The 16,208-nt window shown below is 70.4% G+C and carries 16 protein-coding genes; 9 read left to right on the top strand and 7 right to left on the bottom strand.

All coding sequences use genetic code 11. The features are described from left to right. The first annotated feature begins 4 nt into the window (after positions 1-4). From ACLQ2N_RS13290 to ACLQ2N_RS13275, 4 genes are all read left to right on the top strand, one after another. On the top strand, positions 5-184 hold the full coding sequence (locus ACLQ2N_RS13290; protein WP_425812424.1) for a hypothetical protein: 180 nt from the start codon (positions 5-7) through the stop codon (positions 182-184). A gap of 122 nt (positions 185-306) precedes the next feature. Then, positions 307-750, top strand: a complete 444-nt coding sequence (locus ACLQ2N_RS13285; RefSeq protein ID WP_425812422.1) for a BlaI/MecI/CopY family transcriptional regulator — start codon at positions 307-309, stop codon at positions 748-750. A gap of 9 nt (positions 751-759) precedes the next feature. Further along, positions 760-1,317 carry an amino-acid N-acetyltransferase gene (locus tag ACLQ2N_RS13280; RefSeq protein ID WP_425812420.1) on the top strand — a complete coding sequence of 186 codons (558 nt, stop codon included), beginning with the start codon at positions 760-762 and terminating at the stop codon, positions 1,315-1,317. Between the two features lie 157 nt (positions 1,318-1,474). After that, entirely contained in the window at positions 1,475-1,810 is a 336-nt protein-coding gene (locus tag ACLQ2N_RS13275; RefSeq protein ID WP_018102272.1) for a histone-like nucleoid-structuring protein Lsr2, read from the top strand. Here ACLQ2N_RS13275 and ACLQ2N_RS13270 read toward each other — a convergent pair. Further along, the gene (locus ACLQ2N_RS13270; RefSeq protein WP_425812418.1) at positions 1,789-2,409 is read right to left on the bottom strand and encodes an SCO3374 family protein; all 621 of its coding nucleotides are present in this window, start codon (positions 2,407-2,409) and stop codon (positions 1,789-1,791) included. The two genes, ACLQ2N_RS13275 and ACLQ2N_RS13270, sit on opposite strands and share 22 nt — an antisense overlap. 441 nt (positions 2,410-2,850) lie before the next feature. Between ACLQ2N_RS13270 and ACLQ2N_RS13265 the strand changes: the two genes are divergently transcribed. The 3 genes from ACLQ2N_RS13265 (at position 2,851) to ACLQ2N_RS13255 (ending at position 8,045) form a co-directional block, all read left to right on the top strand. After that, positions 2,851-5,376: an ATP-dependent Clp protease ATP-binding subunit gene (locus tag ACLQ2N_RS13265; RefSeq protein WP_425812416.1), complete on the top strand. Its 2,526-nt coding sequence runs from the start codon at positions 2,851-2,853 to the stop codon at positions 5,374-5,376. Positions 5,377-5,644: 268 nt separating this feature from the next. Further along, on the top strand, positions 5,645-6,868 hold the full coding sequence (locus ACLQ2N_RS13260) for a PQQ-binding-like beta-propeller repeat protein (protein WP_425812414.1): 1,224 nt from the start codon (positions 5,645-5,647) through the stop codon (positions 6,866-6,868). A 451-nt stretch (positions 6,869-7,319) separates the two neighbouring features. Continuing rightward, on the top strand, positions 7,320-8,045 hold the full coding sequence (locus ACLQ2N_RS13255) for a M23 family metallopeptidase (protein ID WP_425812412.1): 726 nt from the start codon (positions 7,320-7,322) through the stop codon (positions 8,043-8,045). Between the two features lie 45 nt (positions 8,046-8,090). Here the strand turns inward: ACLQ2N_RS13255 and ACLQ2N_RS13250 are convergent, their stop codons facing one another. After that, positions 8,091-8,675 (bottom strand): TetR/AcrR family transcriptional regulator, encoded by a 585-nt coding sequence (locus tag ACLQ2N_RS13250; protein WP_425812410.1) that lies wholly within the window; start codon positions 8,673-8,675, stop codon positions 8,091-8,093. 124 nt (positions 8,676-8,799) lie between these two features. On the opposite strand from ACLQ2N_RS13250, the gene ACLQ2N_RS13245 reads away from it, so the two are divergent. Next, positions 8,800-10,383 carry an MDR family MFS transporter gene (locus tag ACLQ2N_RS13245; protein ID WP_425812408.1) on the top strand — a complete coding sequence of 528 codons (1,584 nt, stop codon included), beginning with the start codon at positions 8,800-8,802 and terminating at the stop codon, positions 10,381-10,383. An 86-nt stretch (positions 10,384-10,469) separates the two neighbouring features. On the opposite strand, the gene cseC is transcribed toward ACLQ2N_RS13245, so the two are convergent. The 5 genes from cseC to ACLQ2N_RS13220 form a co-directional block, all read right to left on the bottom strand. Then, a complete protein-coding gene (gene cseC, locus ACLQ2N_RS13240; RefSeq protein WP_425812406.1) occupies positions 10,470-11,825 on the bottom strand; it encodes a two-component system sensor histidine kinase CseC in 1,356 nt (451 codons plus the stop codon). Then, a complete protein-coding gene (gene cseB, locus ACLQ2N_RS13235) occupies positions 11,822-12,526 on the bottom strand; it encodes a two-component system response regulator CseB (protein WP_425812404.1) in 705 nt (234 codons plus the stop codon). Before cseB ends, cseC begins: the two co-directional genes overlap by 4 nt. Before the next feature lie 10 nt (positions 12,527-12,536). Continuing rightward, positions 12,537-13,262 (bottom strand): hypothetical protein, encoded by a 726-nt coding sequence (locus ACLQ2N_RS13230; protein WP_425812402.1) that lies wholly within the window; start codon positions 13,260-13,262, stop codon positions 12,537-12,539. Continuing rightward, entirely contained in the window at positions 13,250-13,798 is a 549-nt protein-coding gene (locus ACLQ2N_RS13225) for a SigE family RNA polymerase sigma factor (protein WP_425813192.1), read from the bottom strand. Before ACLQ2N_RS13225 ends, ACLQ2N_RS13230 begins: the two co-directional genes overlap by 13 nt. 306 nt (positions 13,799-14,104) lie before the next feature. Beyond that, entirely contained in the window at positions 14,105-15,007 is a 903-nt protein-coding gene (locus ACLQ2N_RS13220) for an A/G-specific adenine glycosylase (RefSeq protein ID WP_425812400.1), read from the bottom strand. Between the two features lie 332 nt (positions 15,008-15,339). Between ACLQ2N_RS13220 and ACLQ2N_RS13215 the strand changes: the two genes are divergently transcribed. Then, positions 15,340-16,107 (top strand): hypothetical protein, encoded by a 768-nt coding sequence (locus tag ACLQ2N_RS13215; RefSeq protein ID WP_425813190.1) that lies wholly within the window; start codon positions 15,340-15,342, stop codon positions 16,105-16,107. Positions 16,108-16,208 lie beyond the last annotated feature (101 nt).

The following is a 16,208-nucleotide window of genomic DNA, read 5'->3' as shown; positions in this document are numbered from 1 at the left end:
GGGCATGGACTACGTATCCGCGCTCGTGCCCCCCGTGGTGATGGCCGCCTTCTTCATCGGCCTGGTCGTGACGATCGTCAAGAGCCAGGGCGGCCCCAACAAGGCCAAGGAGGACGCGGCCGTGGACGCGGCGATCACCCGCGCCGAGTCGGTTCAGCAGACCCCGCGTACCGAAGGGGCCTGACCCCTCCGGGCCCGCGCCCGGCGCTCCCGTATGCGAAAGGGCGTACGACTCCCGAGGAGTCGTACGCCCTTTCGCTGTGTAAATAGCTACGCATTCCAGACATCTGGCACTAAGGTGACGCTGTGCCCCGTCAATTGGGAGAGCTCGAAGACGCCGTGATGACACGGGTCTGGGAATGGAACCGCCCGGTCACTGTGCGGGAAGTCCTGGAGGACCTCCAGCAGGAGCGGTCCATCGCCTACACCACCGTCATGACGGTAATGGACAATCTCCATCAGAAGGGCTGGGTCCGCCGCGAAGTGGAGGGCCGCGCATATCGATATACGGCCGTCTCCACCCGCGCCGCATACGCCGCCGCCCTGATGAACGAAGCCTGGTCGCTCAGCGACAACCCGGCGGCCGCGCTGGTCGCGTTCTTCGGGATGATGTCGGCCGAGCAGCGCGACGCTCTGCGCGACGCGATGCGGATCGTTCTGCCCGCTCTTCCCGAGGCCGGCGCGGACGGAGCAGGGGAGGGCGAACCCGGTGGAGCGGCCGATGGAGCGGAGCCGGAGGCCGGGCGATAGCGTCTGCGTATGCCCTCAGAGCTTCCGCATACCGATTTCCGGACCGAACCGTCGGTGATAAACGTGGCCATCACCGTCCGGCGCGCACGGACGAGCGATGTACCCGCCGTCCGCGGTCTCCTCGACGGCTACGTGCGGGAAGGCATCCTCCTCGACAAAGCCACGGTGACGCTTTACGAGGACATCCAGGAGTTCTGGATCGCCGAACGGGACGAGGACGCCTCGGTCGTCGGCTGCGGTGCGCTGCACGTCATGTGGGAAGACCTCGCCGAAGTCCGCACGCTCGCCGTCGATCACGGCCTCAAGGGCGCCGGAGTGGGCCACCAGGTCCTCGACAAGCTGCTGCGGACCGCCCGCTGGCTGGGTGTCCGCCGGGTTTTCTGTCTCACCTTCGAAGTCGACTTCTTCGCGAAGCACGGCTTCGTGGAGATCGGCGAGACGCCCGTCGACGGAGATGTCTACAGCGAGCTGCTGCGTTCCTATGACGAGGGAGTCGCGGAGTTCCTCGGTCTCGAACGAGTGAAGCCGAACACCTTGGGCAACAGCCGGATGCTTCTGCACCTGTGACCGCGCGAAGAGCGGGAAGTGGGGGGCCGCGCCCCTATGTCCGAATCGCGCACGTTTCCCGTCTCCTTGGGCTGCTGAACCTCTCCCGAGGGTTTGTGTTTTCCGGGGAAAAGCGGTTTCCTTTCCGCGTACTCCATTTTCGATGAAAGGAAATCCGGTGGCACAGAAGGTTCAGGTCCTTCTTGTTGACGACCTCGACGGTGGCGAGGCGGACGAGACGGTGACGTTCGCGCTGGATGGCAAGACGTACGAGATCGACCTCACCACCAGCAACGCGGACAAGCTGCGTTCCCTTCTCGAGCCCTACGCGAAGAACGGCCGGCGTACCGGTGGCCGTGCGGCGTCGGGGCGTGGCAAGGGCCGCGCCGTCTCCGGTGGCAACAAGGACACCGCCGAGATCCGTAAGTGGGCCCGCGAGAACGGCCACAATGTGAATGACCGCGGCCGCGTCCCCGCAGAGATCCGCGAGGCTTACGAGAAGGCCAACGGCTGAGCCACGGGCTCATCGTGGAACAAGCCCGCCCGGGCACGCGCCAGTCGGGCCCGGTGGCATTCCGTTGCCACGGCGTCCACGAGCCGGACGAGGTCGGGAGCGTCACCACGCCTGCTCCCGAAGCCGGAGAAGGCCGGGAGCGCCGGCGCTTCGTCCTGTTCCCGTGACGGCCCGGGGGGCCGCAGCCAGGAGGCGGCCCCCGGCTCCACCGGACGTCCCGGAGGCGGCGGAGCGGTGATCCGCCCGCCCGCGCCCAGACCGGTCAGCGACAGCGCGACCCCGCCCCACTCCAGCCAGTCGAGCAGCCCCGGCAGCTCCTCCGCGCTTCCCGGCGCCACCAGCAGGCTCATCCGCAGCCCCATGAGCGCCACCGGCCCCGTAGGGCCCACCCGTCGCAGCGCCGCGTGCCCGGCGACGGCGGGCACGACGAGCGCGTCGAACCGCAGCCCGGTCAGCAGCCGCACCGGTGAACCGCCCGCCGTGGCCCAGCCCATCTCCCGCTCGTACCACCCGGCCCAGCCGTCCCCCGGCTCGCCCCGGGAGGCACCGCCCAGCTCGACGGAGGGCGGGACGCGGGGCGGCGGCACGGTGAGGGTCATGACGGAACAACCCTCCACCGGCCCCGCAGGTTACGTACCGCGCACGCGTGAACGCTTAGGGTGTCCGGGTTGGGGGCGTACGGGCGCATTCAGGAGTACGAGGATGTTCGCCCGTAGCGGAGGGAACCCGCGTACGCCGCATGGACTGTCTGTAATTGCGGGTAAGACATCCCTAGTGGGGAGGGGCGACACGCAAGCCATGCATGTCTCACGTTCGCCATCGGCGTACTGGCGACTGGGGTATCTGTCTGGCCTGCGGGAACATCGTCTCGCACCATCGGGTTGGAGCAGTTGTCGGCGTTCGGGGCGGGGCATCCGCCAGGAAGCAAGGCCGTGTGTCGGCAGTCGAAATGAGCGGTCCCCGCTTGCGGGACTAAGCTGCGGAAGGACAGGGAGGGGACCGACCCCTTACTGCCTGACCGCTCTGAGGAGCGATTAACGATGTTCGAGAGGTTCACCGACCGCGCGCGGCGGGTTGTCGTCCTGGCTCAGGAAGAAGCCCGGATGCTCAACCACAACTACATCGGCACCGAGCACATCCTCCTGGGCCTGATCCACGAGGGTGAGGGTGTCGCCGCTAAGGCCCTGGAGAGCCTCGGGATTTCGCTCGAGGCGGTCCGCCAGCAGGTGGAGGAGATCATCGGCCAGGGCCAGCAGGCCCCGTCCGGCCACATCCCCTTCACGCCCCGGGCCAAGAAGGTCCTGGAGCTGTCGCTCCGCGAGGCCCTCCAGCTCGGCCACAACTACATCGGCACGGAGCACATCCTGCTCGGCCTGATCCGCGAGGGCGAGGGCGTCGCCGCCCAGGTCCTCGTGAAGCTCGGCGCCGACCTGAACCGGGTGCGCCAGCAGGTCATCCAGCTGCTGTCCGGGTACTCCGGAGGCAAGGAGGCCGCCACCGCCGGCGGCCCCGCGGAGGGCACGCCCTCCACGTCGCTGGTGCTCGACCAGTTCGGCCGCAACCTCACGCAGGCCGCCCGCGAATCCAAGCTCGACCCGGTCATCGGGCGCGAGAAGGAGATCGAGCGGGTCATGCAGGTGCTCTCCCGCCGTACGAAGAACAACCCGGTGCTCATCGGTGAGCCCGGCGTCGGCAAGACGGCGGTCGTCGAGGGCCTGGCCCAGGCCATCGTCAAGGGCGAGGTGCCCGAGACCCTGAAGGACAAGCACCTCTACACCCTGGACCTCGGCGCCCTGGTCGCCGGCTCCCGCTACCGCGGTGACTTCGAGGAGCGCCTGAAGAAGGTGCTCAAGGAGATCCGCACCCGCGGCGACATCATCCTGTTCATCGACGAGCTCCACACCCTGGTGGGTGCGGGCGCCGCCGAGGGCGCGATCGACGCCGCGAGCATCCTCAAGCCCATGCTGGCGCGAGGCGAGCTGCAGACCATCGGTGCCACCACGCTGGACGAGTACCGCAAGCACCTGGAGAAGGACGCCGCGCTGGAGCGCCGCTTCCAGCCGATCCAGGTCGCGGAGCCGTCGCTGCCGCACACCATCGAGATCCTCAAGGGTCTGCGCGACCGCTACGAGGCCCACCACCGCGTGTCCATCACGGACGAGGCGCTGGTGCAGGCCGCGACGCTGGCCGACCGGTACATCTCGGACCGCTTCCTGCCGGACAAGGCGATCGACCTGATCGACGAGGCCGGTTCCCGGATGCGCATCCGCCGGATGACCGCGCCGCCGGACCTCCGCGAGTTCGACGAGAAGATCGCGGGCGTCCGCCGCGACAAGGAGTCGGCCATCGACTCCCAGGACTTCGAGAAGGCGGCTTCCCTCCGCGACAAGGAGAAGCAGCTGCTGGCGGCGAAGGCCAAGCGCGAGAAGGAGTGGAAGGCCGGCGACATGGACGTCGTGGCCGAGGTCGACGGCGAGCTGATCGCCGAGGTCCTGGCCACCGCCACCGGCATTCCGGTCTTCAAGCTGACCGAGGAGGAGTCCTCGCGGCTGCTGCGCATGGAGGACGAGCTCCACAAGCGCGTCATCGGGCAGAAGGACGCCATCAAGGCGCTCTCGCAGGCGATCCGCCGTACGCGGGCCGGTCTGAAGGACCCGAAGCGCCCCGGTGGCTCGTTCATCTTCGCCGGCCCGTCCGGTGTCGGTAAGACCGAGCTGTCCAAGACGCTCGCCGAGTTCCTGTTCGGCGACGAGGACGCGCTGATCTCCCTCGACATGTCGGAGTTCAGCGAGAAGCACACGGTCTCGCGTCTCTTCGGTTCGCCCCCCGGCTACGTGGGTTACGAGGAGGGCGGCCAGCTCACCGAGAAGGTGCGCCGCAAGCCGTTCTCCGTCGTCCTCTTCGACGAGGTCGAGAAGGCCCACCCCGACATCTTCAACTCCCTGCTCCAGATCCTGGAGGACGGTCGCCTGACCGACTCCCAGGGCCGGGTCGTGGACTTCAAGAACACGGTCATCATCATGACGACCAACCTCGGGACCCGGGACATCTCCAAGGGCTTCAACCTGGGCTTCGCCGCCCAGGGCGACGTCAAGACGAACTACGAGCGGATGAAGGTCAAGGTCAACGAAGAGCTCAAGCAGCACTTCCGGCCCGAGTTCCTCAACCGTGTGGACGACACGGTCGTCTTCCACCAGCTCAGCCAGGAAGACATCATCGAGATCGTCGACCTGATGGTCGCGAAGGTGGACGAGCGGCTCAAGGACCGTGACATGGGCATCGAGCTCAGCACGGACGCCAAGAAGCTGCTCGCGAAGAAGGGCTACGACCCCGTGATGGGCGCCCGGCCGCTGCGCCGGACGATCCAGCGCGAGATCGAGGACGTCCTCTCGGAGAAGATCCTCTTCGGCGAGCTGCGCCCCGGCCACATCGTGGTCGTCGGCAGCGAGGGCGAGGGCGACGACGAGAAGTTCACCTTCCGCGGTGAGGAGAAGTCGGCTCTGCCCGACGTCCCGCCGATCGAGCAGGCGGCGGGCGGCGGCCCGAACATGACGAAGGAAGCGTGACAGGCGCCTTCTGCCTCTCCCGGCAGTAACGCCCGAGCGTCCGAAGGGGCGGCCCCGGACCGGTTTCGACCGGCCGGGGCCGCCCCTTTGCGCGTCACGGACTCGGTGACAGCGGCGTCACAGGACCGTTCCGGTCGCGTTCGCTACGCGCATTGACCGAAAACCGCTGGTTAGGCTGGCCCCGCTTCGGGCGGCCTGCCCGAGAGGGCTTCTCGATTGCGAACGAAGAGCCCGGGATCACGTAACGAACGAGGGGGACGGGCACGCCATGGGCAGAGGCGATGTGTCGCGCAGGCGGATGATCAAGCTGGCCGGAGCCGGAGCGGGGCTGGCCCTGCTCGGCGCCGGGACCGCGGCCTGCGGCCCGGTCGAGGAGCCGGCCGAGGGCGGCGGCTCCGGTTCGGGGAAGCCCGGTGAGTCCGGGAAGCCCGGGGGCGCCGCCCCCGAGCCGGGCGGGAAGCCGAAGCCGGCCTGGCAGCACGCCGCGGCGTACGACGGACTGGCCTGGATATCCGCAGTCGCCGTGGTCGACGACGTGGTGCTGGTCTCCGGCGACCCGCTGGTGGCCCGCGACCTGTCCACCGGCAAGGAACTCTGGTCCCGTGCCGAGGTGACCACCCCGGGCGCGAGCATGCTCATCGGCGACGGCACCCTCTACCTGGCCAGCGCCCGGTACGACGGCAACGTCATCGGTCTCGACCCCAGGACCGGCAGGGACACCTGGCGCAGCCGGCTCGGTGACAAGGAGTACTCCCAGCCCCGGGTCATCGCCGCCGACGCCGGTCACGTCTACGTCGTCGCCGGGATCCTGGACAAGAACTTCCGGACCCCCGACAACGTGATCGCCGCCATCGACACCTCCTCGGGCAAGGTCGTCTGGCGCGAGCGGCGCGACCACGGCACCGAGACGAACGGCCTCACCGCGCGGGTCTCCGGCAAGCGCCTCGTCTACACGGACTTCCGCGAGAACCTCACGGTCCGCGACACCGCGACCGGCCACCAGGTCTGGACGAAGAAGATCGGCCGCACCGCCAACCGGGGCTTCGAGCTCCACGAGGGCCTGGTCATCATCGCGACCGGCGAGAAGATGCGCGCCTTCGACCTGGAGACGGGCGCCGAGCGCTGGTCCTTCGCGACCGAGGAGTACAGCCGGTTCAACGACCCGGCCGTTCTGGACGGCGTCCTCTACGTCTCGGACACCGGCCACGCCCTGTGGGCGGTCGATCCGGCGACCGGGAAGCGCCACTGGCACAACGAGGAGAGCCTGGAGATCGCGGCCCCCTGGCAGTTCGCCAAGGTGGGCGGCGTCCTCTACGGGGCCACCCAGTTCGACAAGAACGGCGGCATCCACGCCTTCGACCCGTCCGACGGCAAGCTGCTGTGGACGTACAACGACGGCTCCGGCGACATCGACCGCTGGTACCTGGCCGCGGGCGGCAAACGTCTGGTCGCGCTGCATGCGGAGAAGGTGACCGGGCTGCCCGTGGGGTAGCCGGGTGTCCCTGCCGGTCAGGGCCGGCGGGACACCCTCGGACCACCGGGCCGAAGGTCCCGAAACGGACGGCCTTCGGTCCCACCGCCGGTGACAAGGCGCACAGGCCGTTTCGGGCCTACTAGCCGGCTTAGGAGCAACGGGCCCGATCCGTCGGGGGCCTTTCGGCCCTGCGGTGGACGGGCCCTCCGCACGCGCGGGACCGTATGCCCGCACAGGGGGCGTATGTCCGGTTGGGGCGGTTTGGAACAGGGCGTAAACCTGTTCCGGGGAGGACTTTCGCAGGTCTTCCCCGGGGGATGGGCGGGGTCCTCCGAGCGAATTCCCGGGGAGCTTTCTACGGCTTTTGATCGTAGATGGGGTGTTTGAGCACCGGCGGGGGCGCGGGTTACCAAGGTATGGCCAGCCCGGCACACCGCCGGGTCCAGTCATCTCCGGAGGATTTCCGCTTATGTCGAAGCGCGTTACGTTCCAGTCCCGCCGCCCGTCCGTGTCCCGTGTCCGTGGAGCCGTCGTGGCAGCCGGCCTGGGGACGTCGATGGTTCTCGGTGCGGGCGCTGCGTTCGCGGCCGGCACTGCGGACGCCCCCAAGACCCCGGCCCTGGCCACCTCGGCCACCGCCGACTCGGTCGCCAAGCAGGCCGCCGCGCAGGGCAAGGCCGCCGAGCACACCGCGGCCAAGAAGGCCGAGGACGCGAAGAAGAAGGCCGCCGCCGCGAAGAAGAAGGCCGCCGCCAAGAAGAAGGCCATCGCCAAGCTTCCCTGGGAGACCCCGGTCAGCCACTACGAGCTGAGCGCCAGCTTCGGCAACGACGGCAGCCGCTGGGCCCACAAGCACTCCGGCCAGGACTTCGCCGTGCCGATCGGCACCAAGGTCGAGGCCGCCCACAGCGGCACGATCGTGAAGGCCGGCCCGAACGGCGGCGGCGACGGCCCCGCGTACGGCAACGCCATCGTGATCTCGCACGGCAACGGCACGTACTCGCAGTACGCGCACCTGTCCAAGATCGACGTGCACATCGGGCAGCACGTGAACAAGGGCGAGAAGATCGCCCTGTCCGGCAACACCGGCAACTCCAGCGGCCCGCACCTGCACTTCGAGATCCGGACCACCCCGAACTACGGTTCGGCGGTCAACCCGGTCAACTTCCTGCACAAGCACGGCATCAACGTCTGATCCGGCCCGTGCTCCCGGCTCCCCGGCCCCTGCTTCCGAGCAGGGTCACCGGGGGGCTTCGGTGTCGTGGGCCCGGGTGACCAGCTCGACGGCGACTTCGAGGGTGGCCTTGCGCTTCTCCTCGGGGTCGCCTTCGACGTCCTGCAGGGCGAGCATCCCGGCGTGCAGGGTGATGAGCGCGCTGAAGCACCGCACCTGGTCGGTGAGCGGCGCGCCCGGTTCCTTGATCAGGTCCACCAGGCCCAGGACCCGGTTCTTGATGGTCCTGCCGATGCTCAGGTCCCGTACGGTCGCCTGGTTCTCCTGCATGAAGCGGAAGAGCGGGGCCGCCTGGGCCAGCGCGTCGCTGTAGCGGCGGAGGATCTCCGTCTTCGTCTCCAGGGTGCGCGGCTGGGTCTCACCCCAGGCGATCAGCTCCTCCACCGGCTGGTTCAGGTCCTCGAAGATGCTGACGAGGATGTCTTCCTTGGTCTTGAAGTGGTAGTAGAGCGCCGCCTTGGTGACGTCCAGCTTCTCGGCGATCTCCCGGAGCGAGGTCTTCTCGTACCCCTGCTCGGCGAAGAGCTCCAGGGCGACGTCCTGGATGCGCTGGCGGGTGTTGCCCCGGCGCGGCTGCGGCGTGCTGCCCATGGTGCTCTCCCAAATTAACTTACTTGACGCCCGGCTAGTTACGGGTCTACCTTCCTCCAGTGTAAGCAACTAGCCGGGCGGCAAGTAAGGGCCCGGTGGCAGGGTGACAGGGGAGTTGGGGCAGATGGCGGACCTGATCAAGACGGCGGACGGGAAGGCGGGCGGCCCACCGGCCACGAAGGCGGAGCCAATGGCTCCGCCGCAGCGCAGCGTCCGCGTGGTGGTGCTCGCCCTGATGATCGCCATGCTGCTGGCCATGCTCGACAACCTGATCGTCGGCACCGCGATGCCGACCATCGTCGGTGACCTCGGCGGCCTCGAACACCTCTCGTGGGTCGTCACCGCCTACACCCTGGCCACCGCCGCCTCGACGCCCATCTGGGGCAAGCTCGGCGACATGTACGGGCGCAAGGGCATCTTCCTCACGTCCATCGTGATCTTCCTGATCGGCTCGGTTCTCAGCGGCATGGCCCAGGACATGGGCCAGCTGATCGGCTTCCGGGCCGTCCAAGGCCTCGGCGCCGGCGGTCTGATGGTCGGCGTCATGGCGATCATCGGCGACCTCGTGCCGCCCCGCGAGCGCGGCAAGTACCAGGGCATGATGGCCGGCGTGATGGCCATCGCCATGATCGGCGGGCCCCTCGTCGGCGGCACCATCACCGACCACCTCGGCTGGCGCTGGAGCTTCTACATCAACCTCCCGCTCGGCGCCGTCGCACTGATCATGATCACCGCAGTCCTGCACCTGCCCAAGCGGGAGCGGACCAAGCGGAACGTCGACTACCTCGGCGCCGCGCTGCTCACCGTCGGCATCACCGCGATCGTGCTGGTCACCACCTGGGGCGGTTCCGAGTACGACTGGAACTCCGCGGTCATCATGGAGCTCATCGCGATCGGCGTCGCCTCGCTGGCCGGCTTCCTCTTCGTCGAGACGAAGGCCGCCGAGCCGATCATCCCGCTCCACATATTCCGCAACCGCAACTTCACACTCATGTCCGTGGTCGGCTTCATGGCCGGGTTCGTGATGTTCGGCGCGGTGCTGTTCCTGCCGCTCTACCAGCAGTCCGTGCAGCACGCCTCCGCGACCAACTCGGGGCTGCTGCTCCTGCCGATGCTGCTGTCCATGATGGTCGTCTCGCTCATCGCGGGCCGGGTCACCACCAGCACCGGCAGGTACAAGGTCTTCCCCGTCGTGGGCTCGATCCTCATGGTCGTCGGCCTCTTCCTGCTCGCCCAGATGGACACCGGCACCAGCCGCCTCACCTCCGGGCTGTACATGGCGGTGCTCGGCGCCGGCATGGGCTTCCTGATGCAGATCACGATGCTCGTCGCGCAGAACAGCGTCGAGCTGAAGGACATGGGCGTCGCCTCCTCCTCGACCACCCTCTTCCGTACGCTCGGCAGCTCCTTCGGCGTTGCCATCATGGGCGCGCTGTTCACCGGCCGGGTCCAGGACGAGATGGCGTCGCGCGGCGGCGGCGCCGCCACTGCGCACTCCGCCCAGCTGGACGCGGCGAGTCTGGCCAAGCTGCCGGTGCCGGCGCGCGAGGCGTACGAGTTCGCGGTGTCGTCCGGCACCCACATCGCGTTCCTCGTCGGCGCGTCCGTCGGCCTGGCCGCGGTCGTCGCCTCCGTGTTCGTCAAGGAGGTCCCGCTGCGGGGCGCCGGCCCCGAGGCCAAGCCCGCCCCGGCGGTCGCGGAGATCTGACCGGACAGGGATACGCGCGGAGCGCCCCGGAGGGACACGCCCCGGGGCCCTCCCCGTGTCCGGAGGGTCCCGGCACGCCTCGCCCGTCAGCGCCCCTCGTCGGCTCCCGGCTCCGACGGGCTCCGCTGCTCCGTGAACTGGAGCATCGGATAGCTGCCGGTGGCCGTCGGCGCGTGCTCGGGCAGCCACAGCACCGCGACCGCCCCGCCACTGCCCTCCGCCGCGCCCTCCGGCGCCGCGTTCCGGAACGTCAGCCGGGCCCCGAGCACTCGGGCCTGGCCCGCCGCGATCGTCAGCCCGAGACCGTGCCCGCGCCCGGCCCGGTCGGCCGACCCGGTACGGAACCGGCTCGGTCCCTCCCGCAGCAGCGCCGCCGGGAACCCGGGCCCGTGGTCGCGGACCCGGACCACCCGGCCCTCGACCGTGACCTCCACCGGGGTCGCCCCGTGCTTGGCCGCGTTGCCCAGCAGGTTGCCGAGGATGCGCTCCAGGCGGCGCGGGTCCGTGTTGACCCAGGAGTCGTGGACCACCTGCACCCGGACCTCCGGGTCCAGCAGCGCCACCCGCCGGCTGACGAACTCGCCGAGCGCGATCTCCTGGAGCTCGGCCCGCTCCGACGCGCTGTCCAGCCGGGCCACCTCAAGGACGTCCTCGACCAGCGTGCGCATCGCCTGGGCCCGGTCGCGCACCAGCTCCGTGGGGCGGCCCGGAGGCAGCAGCTCGGCCGCCGTGAGCAGCCCGGTCACCGGCGTCCGCAGCTCGTGCGCGATGTCCGCGGTGACCCGGCGCTCCGCCTCGATCCGCTCGTTCAGCGCGTCGGTCAGCGCGTCCACCGCGCCGGCCAGCTCGTCCGTCTCGTCGCGCACGACACCGCCGACCGCGTCCCTGACCCGGACGTCCGTGTTGCCCTGGGCCACCTTCCCGGCGGCGGCGGCCGCCTTGCGCAGCCGCCGCGAGAGCTGGCCGCCGATCAGCACACCCAGCGCGGAGCCGCCGAGGACCACCGAGACCGAACCGATGATCAGCGCCCGGTCCAGGTCGCCCATGATCGTGGTCGAGCGGTCCGCGAACCGGGTGTGCAGCGACAGCACGTTCCCGTTGCCCACCGGCACGGCAGCCCAGACGTCGGGCACCCCGCCGGAGTCGTCCACATGCGTGGCGCGGCGGTTGCGCCGGGTCTCCTCGCGCAGGCTCCGCGGCATCGTCGGATCGTTGAGCTTCGCCCCGAACCGCGGGTCGGCCTTCTTCGTCTTCTTCGCCTCGTACAGCAGCTGCGCGTAGGTCAGCCGTTCCAGCTGGACCTCGCGGGCGTTCTCCAGCATCGAGACGCGGGCCGCGTTGTGCACCACCAGGCTCAGCGCCACGGCGATCAGCGCGCCGACCGCCGCGATCGCGATGCTGATCTTCCAGCGGACGCCCGTCCGCAGGGAGGGCCGCCTCATGCCCGGAGCTTGTAGCCGAAGCCGCGGACCGTCTCGATCCGGTCCTGGCCGATCTTCGTGCGCAGCCGCTGCACATGGACGTCCACGACCCGGGTGTCCCCGCCCCAGCCGTAGTCCCAGACCCGTTCGAGCAGCTTGTCGCGGGAGAGCACGGTGCCAGGCGTCGTGGAGAATTCCAGGAGCAGCCGCATCTCGGTCGGGGTCAGCGCCACCTGGGCACCGCCCCTGCGGACCTCCATGCCCTCGGTGTCGACCTCCAGGTCCCCGAAGACCAGCACCCCGCCCACGGCCTCGGACTCCGGCTGCCCGCCGCCGGTCCGGTCGCCCGCCGCATGGCCGAAGCGGCGCAGCACGGCCCTGATCCGGGCCACCAGGACCGCCCCGTCGAACGGCTTGGTGACGTAGTCGTCCGCGCCGGCCTCCAGACCCAGGACCACGTCGATCGAGTCGGCCCGCGCCGACAGCATGATCACGGGGACCGTGGACTCGTCCCGGATACGGCGGCACAGGCTGACCCCGTCCAGACCGGGGACCATGACGTCGAGCAGCGCGATGTCGGGCCGGTCCGCCCGGAACGCCTCCAGACCGGTCAGTCCGTCGGGCACCGCGGTGACCGCGAAGCCCACCCGTTCCAGCGCGAGCTGGGTGGCCTCGCGGATGACGTCGTCGTCCTCGACGAACAGCACATGGGTCTCGGCCATCGGAAAGCTCTCAGTTCCTCGGCGGTTCCGTGGGTTCGGGAAGGTCCCCGTCGCCCGCGCCCACGGCTCGGTTGAAGTCGTTGCGCACCCGGTCCCGCTCGGTGAACCGGCCGTTCGCCCAGTGGTACGTGATCACCTCGTCGCCCGAGGGATAGGCCACCGCGTCCTTCTTCTCGTACACCTGGGTCGTCACCACCAGGTCCCCGCGGTCGATGGTGCCGTAGACGGCGGGCTGCTCGACGGTGAAGACGTTCCGGTACGTCCCGTCGGCGCGCGGCCGGTAGACGTAGGTGCCGACTCCCACCGAGTCGCCGCAGGTCATCACGTTCACCACGACGTCGGCGGACGAGCCGCCGGTGATCCTGCCGTACGAGGTGTCCACCGGATACTCGTCGCCGCTGCACGCCTTCAGGTCCATCCGGACCCGGCCGCTCACCTTCGGGTCCGCCTTGAGCAGCGCCACGGCGTCCACCCGGGGCGCGGGCCTCGCCGTGGCGGCGGCCGTCGTGCTCGGGGTGACCTGGACGACCGGTTCGGCGCCCGCCGGACCCTCGTCCCGGGTGCCGGTGCCGCCGGTCGAGCAGCTGACGGCGAACAGCCCGAAGACGGCGAGGCCGGCCAGGGCCGCGCTGCTCGCCGCCCAGCCGGTCAGCAGGCGCCTGCCGGCGCCGGCCGCTGCCACGCCCGTTGTGCCGGTGACCGTGCCGTCGTCACCGCTGCCTGTCAGGCCGCGCACCGCTCCCGCCCCCGCTCCTCGGCGCGCCGGACCTCCCGGCTCGCCGCCTCCCTGTTCTCCAGCTCCTGGCGCAGCCGCGCCAGCGCACGGTGCAGCGTGCTCTTCACCGTACCGGCCGACATGCCGAGCGCCGCCGCCGTCTCCTCCGTGCTCATCTGCTCCCAGTGTCGCAGGACGACGACACTGCGCTGCTTGGGAGCCAGCACGCCCAGGATGTCCATGAGCAGGGCGCGGTCGGCGCGCTGCTCGGTGCCGTCCTCGATGCTGGCGTCGGGCAGCTGCTCGGTGGGCACCTCGTCCAGCTTGCGCGCCCGCCACCACTCGGTGCGGGTGTTGATCATGACGCGGCGCAGATAGGCGTCGGCGAGGGACTTGTCCTCGATGCGGTCCCAGCGGCCGTAGGTGCGGGCCAGCGCGGTCTGGAGCAGGTCCTGGGCGTCCACGGGGTCCGGGACGAGCCGGCGCGCACTGCGCAGCAGCGCCTCCTGCCGGGTCCGTACGTACTCTTCAAAGCCGAGCACCTCGCCCTGCGCCATCACAACCGCCTCCATCCCCGTGAATCCCCGTGAACCGCTCGTACCGCTGCCCGCCGGTGGTCGTTTCCGGCTGACGTCGCAGACGCTACGGAGCGGTTGTCACGAGGGTGTGCGAGGCAGCCGTAGGCGGACGCACGGCTGTCCATCGGTTGTGTAACAGCGCGGGGAGGAGACCGGACAAAGGACCCCGCGCCGGACGTGCGAAGGGCCCGCCCGCCCCGTCATTGTCACGGGGCGGGCGGGCCCTGTCCGCCGTTGTTACGAAGGCGGGCGGACGCTGTTACGCGGGTGGGACGGCCGGGTCCGTCAGGTCAGCGGCAGCCGGTACCGCCGGTCGGCGAGCGGCTCGACCAGACCGTCGGCGACCAGCCCGTCCAGCGCGCGGGCCCGCTGCACCGGCTCGTCCCACACCGCGTCGAGCGCCGCCTGCGGGACCGGGCCGACCGCCTCGCGCAGCACGGCGAGGAGCCTGCCGCGCACCTGCCGGTCCGTGCCGGCGTAGGTCTGGCCGCGGCGCGGCGGCCCCTGGTGCGCGGGCTTCCCGGCCAGCCGCCAGGCGCACTGCTCCGCGATCGGGCACCGCGAGCAGTCCTCGTTCTTCGCGGTGCAGACGAGGGCGCCCAGCTCCATCGTGGCCGCCGCCCAGCGAGCCGCCCGCTCGTCCTCGTCCGGCAGCAGCTCCCGGGCGAGCCTGCGCTCGGCGGCGGTCGTCGCGTTCGGCGGGTACTGGATGCCGGTCGCGGCCCGTGCGAAGACCCGGCGGACGTTGGTGTCGAGGACGGCGTGGCGCTGCCGGTACGCGAACGAGGCCACGGCCGCCGCCGTGTATTCGCCGATGCCGGGCAGGGCGAGGAGCTGGGCGTGCTCACGCGGTACGTCGCCGCCATGGCGTTCCGTTATCGCCTGGGCGGCCCCGTGGAGACGCAGAGCCCGGCGCGGGTAGCCGAGCCGGCCCCAGGCGCGGACCGCCTCGCCGGGCGGCTCGGCCGCGAGGTCGGCGGGGCGGGGCCAGCGGGCGAGCCACTGCTCGTACACCGGCAGGACCCGGTTGACGGGGGTCTGCTGCAGCATGAACTCGCTCACCATCACACCCCAGGCCCCCGCTTCGGGGCGCCGCCAGGGCAGATCGCGGGCGTGCTGGTCGAACCATCCGATCACGGGGGCGTGGAGGGAGGCGGGGGGCGTCTGTGTCGCAGTCGTGGCAGTCATCGCACCATCGATCCTGACACGGCGTTCCGGTAAGAGCCCCACGCCCCGCGAGCGGTTGCGGCAACTGGCCGATGGGCCGTTCTCCGCCCACCTCGGCGCACTCGCCGTGCGTAAACGTTTCGTCGCACACGGCGACATCGGTCGCTCCCGACGCCCGAACTGGCCCGCGCGGGATGATGATCCGCAAAACTTGGGGATCAAGGCGGCGGGTGGGGCGGGAGTTGGGCCGGATCTCTCGTACAGTTTGGGCCGTGGGATCTCTGCGCAATCCGATCGGTCCGCTACCCTCCAGCATCTACTGGCGACGGAGGGCGGTCGCGGCGGCCCTGGTCGTGCTGCTCGCGCTGCTGATCGCATGGGCCGTCACCTCCGGTGGCGGCGGCGGGGATCACCACGACGACTCCAAGGCGCCCGGCTCCGGCCCCGCGGGCTCGATCACGCCCGGACCCTCCGGTTCCGGCCCCGCGATCACCGAACAGCCCGGCGGGAGCGGCGAGTCCAACGGCTCCGGCGGCAGCGGCGGTGACAAGGACGGCAGTTCGGGCGGCGGTTCCGCCGGTACGGGCGGGGGCTCGGGCTCCTCGGACGCCAACGGCGGTGGCCAGGAAACCGGTTCGGGTTCCGCTTCCGGTTCCACCGGCTCCGGCGCCGCGGACGGAGCGGAGGCCGCGCGTCCCGTCCCGGCCGGCTCCTCGCTCCCCGACTGCGCGGCGGGCGCGATCCGGGTCGGCCTGAAGACCGAACTCAGCTACGCCCCCGACGAGAAGCCCACGTTCCGGCTGTTCGTCACGAACACCTCGTCCACCGCCTGCAAGGCCGACTTCGGGCCGAAGAGCGCGGTGCTCACCGTCACCGAGGCGGGCGGGGACGATGACGAGGTGTGGTCCTCCAAGGACTGCCCGCGCGATGCGAAGCCCGTCCTGATCGAGGTCCCCGCCGGGAAGACCGTCGTGCACACCGTGGAGTGGGACCGGGCGAAGAGCGCCCCCAAGTGCGCGACGCCGCCCGCGGGCAAGGCCGAGCCGGGCACGTACCTCGTGGAGGCCAAGGCGCCGGGCGAGCCCGTGCAGCGCGCCTCGTTCGTCCTCGCGAAGGACTGAGCACCGGGGCCGGCACGCCGAGGAGCGGGGTCTCCCCTTTCGAGCGAAGCCGAGAACTCGGGGATGCGCCCGACGCCGCCCTGCCCGCCCTCCGGGCGCCC

The organism is Streptomyces sp. DT224 (assembly GCF_049844595.1).
In the GTDB taxonomy this organism is placed as follows: Bacteria; Actinomycetota; Actinomycetes; order Streptomycetales; family Streptomycetaceae; genus Streptomyces.
Note: the sequence above shows the minus strand (reverse complement) of the source record. Positions and strands in the feature narration are given on the sequence as shown.